Source organism: Pseudarthrobacter sp. R1 (genome assembly GCF_024494415.1).
Taxonomy (GTDB): domain Bacteria; phylum Actinomycetota; class Actinomycetes; order Actinomycetales; family Micrococcaceae; genus Arthrobacter.
The window spans coordinates 293,976-308,911 of the sequence record NZ_JAMKFI010000001.1 but is presented as its reverse complement, the minus strand read 5'-3'; the positions used below and the strand labels follow the sequence as shown (position 1 = coordinate 308,911).

14 protein-coding genes and 2 pseudogenes are annotated in these 14,936 nt (G+C 63.0%); 9 read left to right on the top strand and 7 right to left on the bottom strand.

What is annotated here, in order from left to right; all coding sequences use genetic code 11:
- Positions 1-161 (top strand): annotated as a pseudogene (locus M8J71_RS01290) (IS982 family transposase); the annotation flags it as partial.
- A 20-nt stretch (positions 162-181) separates the two neighbouring features.
- Here M8J71_RS01290 and M8J71_RS01285 read toward each other — a convergent pair.
- Entirely contained in the window at positions 182-997 is an 816-nt protein-coding gene (locus M8J71_RS01285) for an AAA-associated domain-containing protein (protein WP_256246207.1), read from the bottom strand.
- Between the two features lie 516 nt (positions 998-1,513).
- Complete coding sequence (locus tag M8J71_RS01280; RefSeq protein ID WP_256246206.1) at positions 1,514-2,740, bottom strand: ATP-binding protein; 1,227 nt, start codon at positions 2,738-2,740, stop codon at positions 1,514-1,516.
- 300 nt (positions 2,741-3,040) lie between these two features.
- Between M8J71_RS01280 and M8J71_RS01275 the strand changes: the two genes are divergently transcribed.
- Positions 3,041-3,364 (top strand): hypothetical protein, encoded by a 324-nt coding sequence (locus tag M8J71_RS01275; RefSeq protein WP_256246205.1) that lies wholly within the window; start codon positions 3,041-3,043, stop codon positions 3,362-3,364.
- Positions 3,365-3,371: 7 nt separating this feature from the next.
- On the opposite strand, the gene M8J71_RS01270 is transcribed toward M8J71_RS01275, so the two are convergent.
- Entirely contained in the window at positions 3,372-3,749 is a 378-nt protein-coding gene (locus M8J71_RS01270) for a VOC family protein (protein ID WP_256246204.1), read from the bottom strand.
- 112 nt (positions 3,750-3,861) lie between these two features.
- Between M8J71_RS01270 and M8J71_RS01265 the strand changes: the two genes are divergently transcribed.
- The 3 genes from M8J71_RS01265 (at position 3,862) to M8J71_RS01255 (ending at position 5,828) form a co-directional block, all read left to right on the top strand.
- Entirely contained in the window at positions 3,862-4,644 is a 783-nt protein-coding gene (locus tag M8J71_RS01265; protein WP_256246203.1) for a GntR family transcriptional regulator, read from the top strand.
- A 118-nt stretch (positions 4,645-4,762) separates the two neighbouring features.
- A complete protein-coding gene (locus tag M8J71_RS01260; RefSeq protein ID WP_256246202.1) occupies positions 4,763-5,296 on the top strand; it encodes a hypothetical protein in 534 nt (177 codons plus the stop codon).
- On the top strand, positions 5,286-5,828 hold the full coding sequence (locus tag M8J71_RS01255) for a DUF6036 family nucleotidyltransferase (RefSeq protein ID WP_256246201.1): 543 nt from the start codon (positions 5,286-5,288) through the stop codon (positions 5,826-5,828). Before M8J71_RS01260 ends, M8J71_RS01255 begins: the two co-directional genes overlap by 11 nt.
- 126 nt (positions 5,829-5,954) lie before the next feature.
- On the opposite strand, the gene M8J71_RS01250 is transcribed toward M8J71_RS01255, so the two are convergent.
- A complete protein-coding gene (locus M8J71_RS01250; protein WP_441338909.1) occupies positions 5,955-7,244 on the bottom strand; it encodes a S8 family serine peptidase in 1,290 nt (429 codons plus the stop codon).
- A 234-nt stretch (positions 7,245-7,478) separates the two neighbouring features.
- Here M8J71_RS01250 and M8J71_RS01245 point away from each other — a divergent pair, with 234 nt between their 5' ends.
- Complete coding sequence (locus tag M8J71_RS01245) at positions 7,479-8,504, top strand: DUF695 domain-containing protein (protein ID WP_256246200.1); 1,026 nt, start codon at positions 7,479-7,481, stop codon at positions 8,502-8,504.
- A gap of 28 nt (positions 8,505-8,532) precedes the next feature.
- Here the strand turns inward: M8J71_RS01245 and M8J71_RS01240 are convergent, their stop codons facing one another.
- Both M8J71_RS01240 and M8J71_RS01235 read right to left on the bottom strand, forming a co-directional pair.
- Positions 8,533-9,534, bottom strand: a complete 1,002-nt coding sequence (locus M8J71_RS01240; protein ID WP_256246199.1) for a nucleoside hydrolase — start codon at positions 9,532-9,534, stop codon at positions 8,533-8,535.
- A gap of 25 nt (positions 9,535-9,559) precedes the next feature.
- Positions 9,560-11,002 carry an MFS transporter gene (locus M8J71_RS01235; RefSeq protein WP_256246198.1) on the bottom strand — a complete coding sequence of 481 codons (1,443 nt, stop codon included), beginning with the start codon at positions 11,000-11,002 and terminating at the stop codon, positions 9,560-9,562.
- Between the two features lie 142 nt (positions 11,003-11,144).
- On the opposite strand from M8J71_RS01235, the gene M8J71_RS01230 reads away from it, so the two are divergent.
- Both M8J71_RS01230 and M8J71_RS01225 read left to right on the top strand, forming a co-directional pair.
- Positions 11,145-12,014: a ribokinase gene (locus M8J71_RS01230; protein WP_256246197.1), complete on the top strand. Its 870-nt coding sequence runs from the start codon at positions 11,145-11,147 to the stop codon at positions 12,012-12,014.
- Positions 12,011-12,547: a GNAT family N-acetyltransferase gene (locus M8J71_RS01225; protein ID WP_256246196.1), complete on the top strand. Its 537-nt coding sequence runs from the start codon at positions 12,011-12,013 to the stop codon at positions 12,545-12,547. The genes M8J71_RS01230 and M8J71_RS01225 overlap by 4 nt, the downstream gene beginning before the upstream one ends.
- Positions 12,548-12,816: 269 nt before the next feature.
- Here the strand turns inward: M8J71_RS01225 and M8J71_RS01220 are convergent, their stop codons facing one another.
- Positions 12,817-13,299, bottom strand: coding sequence for a hypothetical protein (locus M8J71_RS01220; protein WP_256246195.1), 483 nt, complete (start codon positions 13,297-13,299; stop codon positions 12,817-12,819).
- 886 nt (positions 13,300-14,185) lie between these two features.
- Between M8J71_RS01220 and M8J71_RS01215 the strand changes: the two are divergent.
- A pseudogene (locus tag M8J71_RS01215) lies at positions 14,186-14,317 on the top strand (IS481 family transposase); the annotation flags it as partial.
- Positions 14,318-14,936 lie beyond the last annotated feature (619 nt).

Here is a 14,936-nt window from a genome sequence, read left to right as displayed (position 1 = left end):
CCCTCAAGGGCCAACTCGGCCTCGAAGAACACGGCGGGCGGACCATGGCTGGCGTCTACGCCCGGGTGGCAGCCAGACTCCTCGCCCTCGCCGCAGGCATCTGGCACAACTGGCGCATCAACGCGCCCCGCAAGCGCTCACTCATTGCCTACGACCACTAAATCCAATAGGACTTAATCATCTAGTCAGGTTCGAGAACATATTTGCGCAAGTTCTTGAATATTTCTGCCACTGTTTCAGTGGTCGTATCCGCCGCTACATGAAATTCCAGAGTGATGTTGACGCTAGGACTATTAGGAACATGAACCACCGGGCTACCTACCTGCATCCGGCCCGCAGCGGGAGCCGCGATCACGTCCGGTTCCGCTGAAAGAGAGCTAAGGGTAGAGAACTCGTCGAGCGCTGGACCCGCAGCTTCGTTGCCCGAAGGAGTGTCGTCGGGCTGCGATTCTTCGTTGGCTAGCAAATAGCTGGCGGCGAATTCCTCTATCGCGGGCCGATCACCGCGGAACTTTGTCTCCGGACGGTTCTTTCCGGCTGTGATGAATTTGCCCAGCCCAGCAGCTTCCGCTACCCGCATGAAAAAAATGACGCCGTCGGTCAATGCTGCTCCCTGAGCACCTTGCAACAGGTTGGTGTGGTGCTTATGCCACTGCTCGCCCACGTCGGTTTTTGTCGGTTCAGACCTATTCGAGTGATACATCCAAGACACTGTCTCTCGGTACAGCGGCACCTTTGCCAGCTGCTCGCGCATGATGCGCGCTCCGCCCTCGACAGTCTGGGTGCCCGCATAGGCCCGCCCTTGGTCCGTGATGCGGATACTTTGAGTATCACGCTCGACAAAGCCGAGGTACTTGGCAGCCTCCAGCTTGCGGTTATCTGTGACCTTTGAACCCAAGTTTGCCTTGACTTTGGCGAGATCCACCCATCCGAAGGTGGGCCGAAGGAACTTGAGCAAGGAGTCCAGATCATCAATCGTTGCCTTGATAGGAATCATCGGATCTCCTCGGATAGTCGACTCAGGGATGCACAGTCTACCGCCGAGGGGCCTCAAGATGCACTCAGAATTTTCTATCGCAGGGACTGCGGCGCGGAAATTCGGCTACCTACAGTAATAAGTGATCAACACAGGCCATAAACCACAGTCGAATTTTTGTATATTCTGAGACAACCTTGAGGTCTCCCTAGCCTTCTTGCCGCGCAACCTGCCATCACTTCAAGAAGCTCACAGCCCGGCGGAGGCGCCGCCTCGTCCCCAATGGGGTGCACACACCGCGCGTCCACCACGATCTTCGCGCTCAGTCCTCGCTCGCCGCCGGACAGCCCAATGAAGCCCATCGCCCGGCACAGGTGGTAGCTGCCCGCCCGGCACATGTCACATTCGTCGCCGTCCGCAAGAAGGGTTCGACGACGACGTCGGCTGTGCAGCGCACTGGCGGGATGATGAGGGCACGGTGGTCTATGTGGCTGCCGGCCACCCGCTGCCTCATACCTAAGAAATGGCGGCACTACTTCAGGTCTTACCCCGTGAGCGCCTCTTCTGGACAGGTGGCACGTCTAATTCGGGTACGGCACGCAGCATGAAGCGGTCAAAATGAGGCACAGTGAATCCTGCGTAGCCATGGGAGGGTGTGTAAAGCAGCCCCATATTGATGAGCTCGGACCTGGTAGGAGCCAACTGCGTGGACTCGCGCCCCATGACAGCGGCCACATCCGCGGCTTTTTGTGACTCCGCACCGAGCTGTGCCATGGCCCGCATGTACGCGATCTGTAACTGTGTTGCCCTATCCAAACGGACGCGGAAGAAGGACGAGTCGAGCTTCGCCTCGTAAGCGTCTTTTGCATCCTCTACGTCCTCAAGCGTGATGACCTCGCCCTCAGCGACTGCCCACACCTGGTACCCAAGCTCTTGCACGAAGTATGGGTAGCCTTCGGTCAGCTCGAAAGCCCGATCCAGCGCATCATCGTTGAACTTTACGCCCTCAAGATGAGCCGGCTCAGCTAGCGCCTTTCTTGCGTCCGCCTTGTCCAGTGAGCTGATTTCTGGAAACTTGAAAAGCCGTTCAGCATAGGACTTTGCGTCCCCCGCCAGCTCTGCAATCTGAGGGAGCCCGGCGCCGACAAATGTCACGGGGAGCTTCCTTTGCACTGACTTGTGGATTGCCTGAATCACGGCTTCCAGCTGCGACGGGCTAAGGAACTGAACTTCGTCGAACAGCATGACCAGTCCCGTCCCATGGTCCTTTGCGGCTTCCCCAATGGCGACTAGTACATCGGTCATGTCCAGGGTGAGGTTGCCATGGTCTGCAAAGCCCTCTGCCGGCGTGACATCGAGGGATAATGTGGGCCCACCGGAGGCGGGATCAATGGACAGGCTGAAGGACTGGAGAACTTGGGCGGCTTTCTTGGCCTTTTCTCCCCACTTGGCCTTCGGTGAGATCTGAAAGAGAGCGGCGCGAAGCTGCGAATATACCGTCTGCCTGAAGTGGCTGTCGTCGTGTTTGCTAGCTTCTAGTTCGAGGACCTTCCATTTGAACTCTTCGGCAATTTGTCGGAACTCTCCCAGCAGCACCGTCTTGCCTACTCCCCGTAGGCCGGTAACGATCATCGATTGATTCGTTCGTCCACGGTCCAGGCGGCGAAGGAGCACACTGAAGTCCTCCAGCAACTCATCTCGTCCAATGACGATCTCTGGAGTCGCACCGGCGTTCGGCGTGTAGGGGTTGTTCACGGGATCCACAACGTCATCTTACAAGCTTTAGAAAGATTTATTAGGTTCAAATAAAGTCTGCAAAGAAGAATAAACCTGTCGACGCTGGCACGACTGCTCCCTGCCTCGTTGGTGGCCGGATCTCGTCGGAGCGCAGGAGGATTCCCGCCCCAGTCGGTCACGGAAACAGCCAGCGCCTGTCGCCGCGCCGAACAACCCATACGTCCGGCCTAAGAAAGCAAGGATGTAGCGAGCCGAACTGGGCCGCCGCGAAGTTCCAGATGCCCGGTGTCACACCCGTACTGCAGCCCCTCGTTCAGTCGGGCGGTAATGCCAGCCGTCCTGCGCTTCCCTCCGAACGCCATGGTGGTGTGGCTGTTCGCCTCAGCCATCCTCGCGCTCATGCCCACATCGAACGTGAGCACCGGTGCGCGGCCGTCATCTGCGGCAGCAGTCCTGCGCGGGCTGGTGGATGGCGTCGTCGCTGCAGCTACTCTGCCGGCTGTTTTCACAGCACTCGTCGTCATCATCGCCGCCGTCGTGAACTCCCGGGATGCTCGCCGCCGCGATCCGGTCCGCCGCTTCACCCGTCAGCGGCGGCGCGCTCCCCCTGACTTCAGTCTGGCCGGTAGCCTGGCGGCGTGCATCCTGTAGGCGCCGGTCAGGGGTCAAGCCGCCGGCGCAGGAGGCAGAACTCGTTGCCCTCGGGGTCGGCCAGGACGTGCCATTGCTCGTCGCCCGTCTGCCCGACGTCGGCCGGGCGGGCCCCCAAGCCAAGCAGCCGTTCCAGCTCGGCGTCCTGGTCCCGGTCCACAGGGTTGATGTCGATGTGCAGGGGAAGGCGCCCGGGCCGCGGGTTGCTGCTCGGGCTCAGGATGATGGTCGGCTGCAGACCGCCGAACCCGGCGTCCGGCGGGCCGATCTCGATGGCTCCGTCCTCCCTGTCGAGCTCGACATATCCGAGGACCCCGCTCCAGAACCCCGCCAGGAGTTCCGGATCGGCGCAGTTGAGGACCAGTTCGCTAATACGGGAGACCATGGACCCCAGTGTACGGAGGCCCTGCCCAAACAGTCAGCAACCGGAGGCTTGTCCAACAAACCCGTCACACCGGTAGGCTGGAACTCCCAAGACCCACAAAGCGAGGCATAACGTGCACCAGGACGCCGCCCGGTTCCTGTCCCAGCCGGTGGCCGCCCAGCCCGGCTCACCCCTCCGCGTCGCGGTGTACTCCCGGATCGCCGAGGCCATCCGCAACGGCCTCCTCACGCCCGGCTCCATGATCCCCACCGAAACCGAACTCGGCGCCGACATGAAAGTCAGCCGCACGGTGGTCCGTGAAGCCCTCATGCTGCTTGAGGAGGACGGCCTCATCAGGGCGAGGCGCGGCGTCGGACGCTTCGTCTCGGACACACTCCCCCGCATCGGTATCGAACGCATCCGCCCCTTCGAGGAAGTCCTCGGCAGCCCCGGGCAGCAGCTCGAGGTCAAGCGCATCCAGGTGGTGCGCCAGCCCGCGTCCGAGTTCGCCGCCCCCGGCGTCGGCGTCGAACCGGGCACCGACTGCTGGCTCTGGGAATCCGTCCTGATCCGCGACGGCGAGGCCGTCGCCCACCTGCAGGAAAACATCTCGGCCCAGCCCGTCAGCCTCGGCAAAAGCGCCGCCGCGCCGCTGAGCATAAAGGACGACGGCGGCGCCACCTTGCTTGCCGCGCTCAACAACCAGCTGGGCCGGCTGCCCGGCCCGGGCGAGTGCCAGATCAGCCTCAGCCAGGTGGGCCCCAGCCGCGCGAAGCTGCTGGACCTACGCCCGTCCGATCCCGTGCTGGTCCTCACCCAGTACGTTCGGTACGGCAACCAACCCTTCTACCTGGCCAAGTGCCTCATCGCAGCCCGTGCGGGGCACCTTTCGGTGATGCAGTCGCTGCAGTCCTGATCCACCCGCAGGCTCAAGCGACTGTCCGCACCTGCTGCATTCCCGCCGTCGTACGCTCACTGGAGTTGCGGCCCCGGCAGTGCTTGCACGGGGGTAGGATACAGATATGTTCCCGTCAATGACCGACGAGCTTATCCGCAAGGCAAAAGAGGCTGGAGCGGCAGCCGAGAAGTCGCGATTGGAGATGCTCGCCGCCTCGGACCGGCGGGCCGAAGCCGTTTTCTCGCTATGGGCTGAAGGAATGCCCATTCGCAAAATCGCCGAGGTCATCGGGGTGAGTCCATCGGTCAGCCAGCGCTTGCTTGAGAAAGCCCGCGAAAGCCGGCCGCGTCTGTCACGCCGTGAAGAACGGGTGTCCTACGAGCTGCATCGGGCAGTGGCCGAAAAGCTCGCCGAGGATCCCCAGCCAGTTCTCAGAAAGGCACGGACCAACCTGCAGAGGATGTCCTTACGCGTACGCGATGCCTATGCGCAGGACTGGGTGACAGAGTGGAACGTGCTCGTTAATGGCGGGGACATCAACCGCATCGTGGAGGGCATGCTGCGGGCTGACGAGCGTGGTATCGATCTTCGCCAGATGACACCGTTCGCCGGGGTTCTCTCCCAGGAGGAGCGACTCGTCGCAATTCACAAGGCAGCGCATGCGTCGTAACGAACTTGAGCACGCCATCCGCGCGGCGACCGAAGTCATCCGGCAGGATGCCGTAATCATCATTGGCAGCCAAGCCATCCTCGGGTCTTTCACAGAAGACGAACTGCCTACCGAAGCGACCCTTTCAGAAGAAGTCGATATAGCTCCTTTGAAGGATGACGACGCCCAGTCCCTCGCCACGGAGCTGGACGCTGCGATCGGTGAAATGTCCCCCTTCAATGAGACGCACGGCTTCTACGTGCAGGGGGTCGGCCAGGGCACCGCGGTCCTCCCGGCTGGCTGGCCGGAACGCCTGGTCAGCGTTAAGAACGCCAACACCAGCGGCCGCAGCGGACTGTGCCTGGAGCCCCACGACCTTTGTGCCGCCAAGCTCATCGCTGGCAGGGCAAAGGATCATCTCTTCGTTGGGGCGCTCCTAAAGTACGGCTTGGTGAAGCCCAGTCTCATTGCGGAACGGCTCCTGGCTGTATCCGGTGACGACGTCCGCCGGGACCGTGCCCTCTCGTGGATTTGGAGCGCCCCCGGGATCTGACGGGGTATGTTCGATCCGGCAACCGGCCCTTCTACCTGGCCAAGTGCCTGATCGCGGCCAGGGCCGGGCACCTCTCAGTGATGCAGTCGCTGCAGTCCTGACCCGGGCCCGGCCCGGAACATCCGGTCAGCATGAGGGGCTCACGGCTTTGCAGGCGTTCACGCGGCCATAGGCCCAGAAGGCACTCATTTCAGTCTTCTTCTCGCCCGAGGACAAAACATTCGCACGGACTGTATCGGCAGTAGGCGCGGCACGTGAACTCCAAGCAAGCGCAGCAACTGCTGCGACGATTGGTGCCGCCATCGACGTGCCGTTTCCGATGTCGTAGCTCAAGGACCTCTTGTTCGGCTCCCTCAGCGCAAAGTCCTGGTTCGGGAAGGTCGAGAAGACGGCGACTCCCGGCGCTGCGATGTCCACCCAGCTGGGGCCGTAAGTTGAGAACGACGCTTTGGCGTCGTTGTTGTCGGTGGCCCCGACGGCGATAACGTTGGTGTAGGCAGCGGGATAGATCTTGGTCTGGTTGTTTCCGTTGCCAGCGGCGGCCACAAGCACCACTCCCCTGTTCCACGCGTTATTGACAGCGGTTTCGAGAGTTCGTGACGCCCGCACTGCAAGGCTCATGTTGATCACCTTCGCGCCATTATTGACCGCCCAATTGATCCCGTTCGCGAGGGCTGAGGTGGATCCCAATCCGGTGTCAGTGAGGACTTTCCCAGCGAGGATGGTGCATCCCGGACACACACCGGCAACGCCAATACCGTTATCAGCGTTAGCGGCAACGATGCCGGCCACATGGGTACCGTGGCCGTACTTGTCTTCGTTGGTTTTCGAGGCAGTGAAGTTGGCACGTGCAACAACCTGCGGATTGATATCGGGGTGATCAAGATCCACACCTGAATGAAGAACGGCGACTTTGGTGCCGCCGCCGGTGGTGGTGGTCCACGCTTCGACGGCGTCGACATCGGCATCACTGGCGCCTTTGGCCACGGTTATTTTCGGCGGGTCCACCGGATCGGTGGAGATGGTGCCGTAATTGTTGAAGAACTCCTGCCCCGTATTCTGCAGCGCGTACTGGCTGCCGAAGAAGGTATCGTCCGTAGCAGCAGTAACCACATTGTCCGGTTCGGCATGCTCCACCACAGGGTTCCGGCTCAGCGCCTCGATGAGCCGAAGTTCCTTACCTTCGGGCACTTTGATGAGGTGCGCCCCGGTATCCCCGATGTCAGGGCCGTCCGTAAGCCCATGCTGCCGCAGCACGCCGGCCGCCGCGCGGTTGTCCCGGAACTTCACCATGATTTGCCCTGTGACGTGAGACGGATCCGGCGCCGCATTACCCACAACTGCCGGGTTGATTGTCCCAAACGCCAACATTGCCGCTGCGAAACCGGCCATAACGATCTTTTTCATGGAGGTCATATTGCTCCAACTGGCGCCGGCTGGATAGGGGAACCAGCCGACTCCCGGCCAAATGCCATCGGGTGAAGGGCATTGTGCGGCATCCGGGCAACATCTATCAGGCGAGGGCCGCCGTCGTTCCCAAAACGACGACCGCGGCCCCACCTTCCTATATCCTCCGTCTAGGCTGAGAATCTATCTGCTTCCGGGGTAGATTCATGCTCGGCGGCACAACGACGGCGAGCAGGGGGAAATATGGGATTTTTCAAGCGCAAGGCAAGTGCGGTCACCGCGCATCCCATTACAGGCTTTTGGCAGTGGTGGGCAGCGGAAGGCAGAACCAGGTTCAGTACTGCTGCGGCAACCGGGGAGTGGGAGAATCTTCCCGACGCCATGAGCAAGCAGCTCGCAACCATTCACCCGGACCTTGCCTGGGACACCGCGCAAGGGCAGGTGTCCCGTCACCTCCTCGTTGTCAGCTCCGAAGGCGATGCCCGTTTGCGCCGGATCGCGGAACAGTGGCTACGGGCGGCGCCGACTTCGGACGAGACTTGGGAGTACGCCGCGGCCCGGCAGCCGCAGGCCGGTGTCCTCGACAACGTCCTCGACCTCAACGGCCGTCAGCTCCACCTCGGAGAAATCCGTTTCGAGCTCACCCCGGACCCGGACAGGGAGTGCCTGGACATCAAGGTTTTCCATCCAGCCTTTGTCGACATGCTGGACGACCAACCCCTGCAGGTGTCCTTCCTGGTCCTCGATTGGATTCTCGGCGAGGACGGGGTGGAACGATGGGTGGGCACCATCAATGCGATCCCCAGCGGGGAGGCCGCCACCGCGACCGCCTCGGATCTTAGGGAGGCCATCAACAACATGGCATCCCAGACGCAGACCGATAGATGGGTTCTACTGCAAGGGACAACCCCGGCCGGTGAAAGAATGCTTGTTAATTCCCGCAGCCCGCTGCGCTGGATCGACTACCCTCTCCTGGACCTTCACACCCAAGTACGCCTGACGTATGAAGACCAGCGGGAGGACGGGCTGCCGACACCGGAGGCCCTCGACAGACTTCGCGCGATTGAGGATGACGTCACTGCAGCCCTGGGAACACGAGGGATCTTGGTAGCCCACGAGACAGCAGCCGGTGCGCGGCTGCTGCATTACTACTCGGACTCCGATGACCAGAACGGACGCGAAGCCATCGAGACCGCTGCCCGTTCGGCCGGTGCAACCACCGGCCACGTCTCCGACCCCGGCTGGACCCGGGTGCGCCAATTTTCCTGACCGCCGGCGCGTCCCCTCCGGGCGGGCGTCAGGCGACAGACCATGCTGAGGCGAGCGCCGCCGTCGTACGCTCCTCGAAGCCAAGCAATGCCTCCACCAGGTGCGGGGCGAAGTCCTCCTCGAGCGTGAGGACCACGCGGCACCGCGCGCCCTGCACCTCCGGGTAGCCCGCATACAGCCCGCGGAGATCGCAGATGGTCTGTCCGCGGCCCGGCCCGGATGAGGTGTCGACGGCGGCACGCACCACGGGCGCAACGGCAGCCTTAACGGCACCAACAGCGAGCGCCGCCGCCAACGGATCGTGCATCGCGGAGCAGGGCCGGCCGTATATGTCCTCGTAGAACCGGAAGTAGTAGCCCAGCATCTCCCCCAGCGCCTGCGGCACCGGCGAGGAAGATTTCAGCAGTCGCTGCCGGTGCGTCTCCTCGAGGACAGAGTTCATAGTCACGTCCAGCGGCACCAGGGTCACGTCCCAGTCGGCGGCCAGCACCAGGGCGGCGGCCTCGGGGTCGTTGAAGATGTTGGCCTCCGCCACGGGGGTGATGTTCCCCGGAGCCAAAGCCGCCCCGCCCATTACGGTCACCGACTCCACCAGCGACGGCAGGGAAGGCTCCAGCCTGAGCGCTTCGGCAATGTTGGTCAGCGGACCGATCGCCAACACCTTCAAAGAACCGCGGTACGCACGCGCCAGCCGCACCAGCATCTCAGCCGCACTCTCGGACACAACGGAACCAGCCGCCGTCGTAAGCGTTACCCCTCCGATCCCGTTCTCGCCGTGCACCCACGGCGCCCCGCCGCCGAAGGAACCGGCAAGGGGGTGGTGCGCACCAAGGGCCACCGGCACATCATCGGAGCCGGCAAGCGCCAGCAGGTCCAGGGTGTTGCGGGCGCCGGTGGCGGCGCTGACGTTGCCGCTGACCGTCCCGATCCCGACGACATCAGCAAAAGGAGAGGCCAGCAGGTAGGCCAGGGCGAGGGCGTCGTCGATGCCGGTGTCGCAGTCCAGGTAGAACGGGGAAGGCGTGGTCATGGTGGTTCTCCTACAGTGAAGGGGGTTAGACGGTCTCGCCCTTGGGGGCGGCGACGAAGAGGCTGACGATGAACGCGGCGGCCGTGATGGCCACCGAGATCCAGAGGGCGGTGGCGTACCCGGCGGCGGTGGCCTGGGCTGCGAACGGCGCCACGAGGACGACGCCGAGGCTCGCCCCGATGCCGAAGGAGGCACCGTTGATGCCGGGCAGCGCGGCCGGGGCTTCCTTGGGTGAGAGGAGCACCGAGAGCCCGTTGATGGCGGTGAGGAAGAAGCCGTTGTAGAAGATGCCCAGGGCCGCGACGGCGATCAGCACCGCCGCCTGGTTGTCCGAGAAGGTGGCGGCGGCGATGGCGCAGGCCAGGCTGAGCCCCGTGCCGAACCGGAGGGTCTTGATCCAGCCGCGGCGGTCGGCCAGCCAGCCGGCCAAAGGCGCGGCAAACACGCCGATCAAAGCGGCGGGGGTGAGGAACAGCAGTGCCGAGATGGAGGCTGTGAGCCCGAAGCCGCCGTCGGGGTCCTGGCTGAGCAGCACCACGGTGAAGTTGATGATGGCGAAGATGCCGGCCAGGGTGAGGACGGTGGTGGCGATGACCGGCCACACCTGGCGGGAGCGCAGGTGGTGGACGGCGATCAGCGGGTGGCTGCGGCGTTTTTCGATCGTCCAGAAGGCGGCGAAGGACGCGACGGTCCCGGCCAGCAAAGCCAAAGTGGAGGGCGCGTTCCAACCTGCAGAAGACCCGCCGGAGACGAAGTAGGTGGTGAACACCAGGAACAGCGACAGGGAGCCGGCGCCCCACCAGTCCATGGCGCCGCGCACGCCCTGCGGCCGTCCGGCCGGGACGATTTTGATGATGCAGGCGGCGGCGATGGCGGTGAGGACCAGGACGACCACGAAGATGGACCGGAAGCCGAGGGTCTCGGCCATGAGCCCGCCCACGTAGCCGTCCACGCCGCCCACTCCCCCGTTGATGGCGGCGATAATGCCCACGGAGGTGCCGAAGACCTTGGCGTGCAGGTTTTCGCTGAGCACGATGTAGGCGAGGGCGAAGACAGCGCTGGAGACGCCCTGCAAAAACCGGCCGGTGACCAGCAGCGGCAGGGTGGGGGCGGTGATGCAGAGGAGGGTGCCGGCGCCCATGATGCCGAGGACCAGGAGCAGCGCGGCGCGGCGGCCGATGAAGTCGCTCCACCGGCCGATCACGGGCCCGGCGATGGCGCCGGCCAGGAAGAACATGGACTGGACGGGGGCGGCGCTGTCGGCACCCTGGCGGAACTCGGCGGCGATCTGCGGCAGTGCGGGGGTGACCATGCTGGCGTTGAGCTGGAAGGACAGCACGCCGAGCAGCAGGGTGGAGATCAGCAGGGCGGCGCGGCGGCCGGCGAATTTGGCTTGGTCGTCGGGAAGTGCGACGGCGGAGGCGGCTTCCGCGGGAGGCGCGGCGGCCGCCGGGGTTGGGGTGTTCACATCAAACTCCTTTGTTCTGCAGGCGGGTCCTGCGCTTGGGATGTGAGTTGTTATACAACCATGTATGACAGACAAGTACAACTATGGTCTACACTATTTCTCAATCCGGCCGCTTCCGGCCCCTCCCCCGTTAGGACTTTCCATGAGCAATCGACTTCCTGCCGTCACTGTTGTCGGCAGCATCAACCTGGACCTGATCGCCACCGCCGAACGGCTGCCCACCGCGGGCGAAACCATCGGCGGCGCCGCGCTGTCCGAGCAGCCCGGCGGCAAGGGCGCCAACCAGGCCGCCGCAGCAGCGCGGCTGGGCGGCAGTGCCCGGATGATCGGCGCCGTGGGCAACGATGCGCAGGGGCGGCGGATGCTGGAGGCGCTGGCTGGTGCCGGCGTGGACACCGCTGACGTTGCTGTGCTGCCGGAGCCGACCGGGACGGCGCTGATTGTGGTGGACCGCGACGGCGAGAACCAGATCGTCGTATGCCCCGGCGCCAACTCGCACCTGTCGCTCGACGGAGTGGAGTTCAGCCCCGAGGAGACGGTCTTGTGTCAACTGGAAGTTGGCTTGGATGTGGTGCTGGAGGCCGCGAGGAAGGCGCAGGGCTTCTTTGTGCTGAACGCGGCGCCGGCCATGGACCTGCCCGGGGAGCTGCTTGAGCGGTGCGACCTGGTGATCGTCAACGAGAGCGAGTACGCCCTGATCCCCGCACTGGCGGAGGCGAAGCTGGTGGCGGTGACGTACGGCAGGGACGGTTCGGCGATGTTCGAGCACGGCCGGAAGGCGGCCGAGGCGTCGTCTGTTGCGGTGACGGTAGCGAACACCGTCGGAGCCGGGGATGCATTCTGCGCGGCGCTGGTCCTGGCGCTCCGGCAGGGGCTGGACTACGCCCAGGCGTTGGCGGTGGCCAATGCCGTCGGAGCTGACGCAGTAGGCGACCCATCCTCCCAGCCGGATTTGGCACGGCTGGGCCACTACCTGGAGCGGATCGCAGCTGCTTCGGGCGCTTCCTCGTGAGTCTTGTGTTCCGCCGGGCCGTGCCGGCCGATTTTCGGGAGGTCCGGCGCATCACCCGCGACGCCTATATCCAGGCCGGGCACTTCGCTGCTGACCACCCTTATATGAGTGTTCTGGAGGATGTAGAGCACCGGGCCGAGCATTCGCAGGTCTGGGTGGCGGAGGCTGCCGGGAAGGTGGTGGCGGCGGTGACGCTAACGTTCGCCGGCCAGCCGTACAGTGAGGTCGCGCAGGACGGCGAGCTGGAGTTCCGGATGTTAGTCGTGGACCCAGCGCACCAGGGCAACGGCCTGGGCCGCGCAGTGGTGCAGGAGATTGTGGAGCACGCGCGGCAGTTGCCCGGTATCTCGGCCATCAGCATCACCAGTGCCACGTTCATGGAGCGCGCCCACAGGCTGTATGAGTCGCTCGGCTTCCGCCGTGCGCCCGAGCGGGACTGGTACGTGCTGGGCGAGGACGTGCTGCTGTGGGTGTTCCGGCTGGAACTCGGTGGTGACCGTGTCGCAACCAGGGCGGTTAAGCCTCGTGACTAGGTTAACCAGTCTCGAAATGCACGTGAAGCTTTCGCGGTCCCATGTGCGTATAGGCCGAACGTACCTAGAACCATCCGGGCAACGAGCTAGTTGTGCTCTTTGCCGTGCAATTTCCTAGAACCGGTTACTGGGTGCTGTCCTCGAAGAACTCCAGAGGAATGTGGTTCCTGCGAAAATTCGGCCCGTCGGCCAACTGGCTTCGACGGCGGCGGGGCCTTCCGAGGTTCCGGCGGCCGCTTCTCGTCATCCTTCTTGCCCATAGCTTCTCTCTAACCAACACGAATAGAAACGCCCAGAACCAGGAGACTGCGGAAGAGGATCGAAGCTCCCAACAACAGAAATCCAATCTGGATCAGTCGTCCACGCCAACTTAGCTTTTGAACTTGATCATTGTATGTAATAACTTGCTCATCAGCATGATCCAATTCCGCCTGAGAAGATCCTGTTTCAAGGAAACGAGCACGCAGCTCTTCCAATTTAGGGTAGTTATCCCGCATAGGAAAAACCGCTAGTACCCCAGCCGCGGCCGCCGCCAGGGTAGTAAGAATGGCAAGAATCGCCCATGCATTTCCTGGAACAGAGGCTCCTAACGTTGATGTCAGGGCGGCTGCTGTGATCAGCAACGCAGCTCGCGAGTTGAGCTGTTCTGCGCGCTTTTTCATCCCTTCAACGCGATCGTCTGCAATCTCGCGGAAAAGATGTACTTGATCCGCTAGGTCGACAAGGGCATCCTCAGGCTGCGGTGAACTCATGAGGCTAACTTTATGTCTTTGTTCTCACGTATCTCGAATCTCCTAAACCATGTAGAGGCTGGGGCACGTGGGCACAGATGACGGCTTCCAGATCCCTTGGATTCCGACGCGCTGGGAAAAATATGAACGCCAATCCGTCTCTTCCTTTTATTCCGGATATCACCACGGCAATGCGGCTTCTCGAGCGGTGCGAGCTGGCCCTCTCCCGACTGCACTGTAGAGGCAGCGCCACGTCGACGCCTACAAGGGCGGTGGGCGTGCGGGAAGTGGTTCAAAACGCGCCGTCGATCTTGGTCGTTGCAAAAACGCCCAACGCCAACTTAGTGACATCTGCTAAGGCAGATGCACCAAGTCCCCTTGAAGGTGGAGTCGTCCGTTATCCACGCCGTGCTGCAAACCCTGATTCAGGCGCGCCGTGATGCCTGCCGTCCTGCGCTTTCCGCCGAACGTTTGAATGGTCTCTCGATGCAGCTCTTCTACATGGTGATCGGGCCGCTTCTGCGGCTGCCTAGATCATCTCAGACTCAACGGAGCCGCTGGACGAGGCGGCCTGATCGAGCCGCTATCCGTGCTCACCACGCCGTGGGGGTGTTCCATAGACAAGAGAGTGTCGACAATTGTCTGCAGGGGAGAATGCTGTATGGAAATTGCCGATCACACGACGACATCGATCTCGTAAACCTTCTCACCTGGCTCACCTATGATGTGGACCCGCAGCTGCAGTTTGCCGTCCATCTGACGGCACAGGTGGTAGCTGACCGCCTAGCTGTATTGACCACGGACGTTAGGAACATGCGGCGTGGTTAGGTGACAAAAAGAAGACCTCCAAGTGGAGTGGGGCTTGTCTAGAGTCCGAACCACAAGGAGGTCTTCAATGTCCCATGCTCGATCAGAGACCGAGCGTGTTGCCGCTTTCGCCGACTGGCTCCATCACTACAATCATCATCGAGGCCACACCTCACTCAAAGGTCAGCCACCGGCCAGCCGCGTCACCAACCTCTCAGGTCAATACACCTAGCACATGTCGTAGTCGCCGTCCACGACATAGGGTTCGACGACGACGTTGTCCTCCTTCGCCAGGCCCGTCAGGGACGTTGGTCAGGGCACTCCCGCTGCTGCTTCCGCCGCCGCCATTGCCTGGGAAAACCTGTCCACCGCGAGCTTGTACTCGCCCGGGTGGCGGGGCGGTGCAGCTGTTCTCCGCCGAGCACCCGGTCCGCACCCACCACGACTGGGCGTGCACCGCGGCGCCCGTCATGGACCCGGCCACCGGTCGGCTGCTGGGCGTGCTGGATGTGTCGGGCCCGCTGGACACGATCAGGGCGGACACGCTACGGATGATGCGGTGCGCGGTTCGGGTGGCCGAGTCGTTGCTGGGAACTTCCAACGGCGGTGCCTCCTTGGGTGGTTCGTCTTCTGTTGTTGCGTCCCGGCAGGGTGTGCGCCGGGCTGTAGCTGCTGTTTCTTCGCTGGAGCTTCTTGGGGACAAGGGACTCGAAGCGTGTTTTGCGGCTGCTGCGCGAGAGGCGGGTCGCCGAGGCGCCGGATGCATACAGGATCGACCTAGGTTTTCCGCCGTGCACGCTGAGGCCGAGGCAAGCTCACGGCCAAGCCAGCCCCACGACGAACCTCATCCG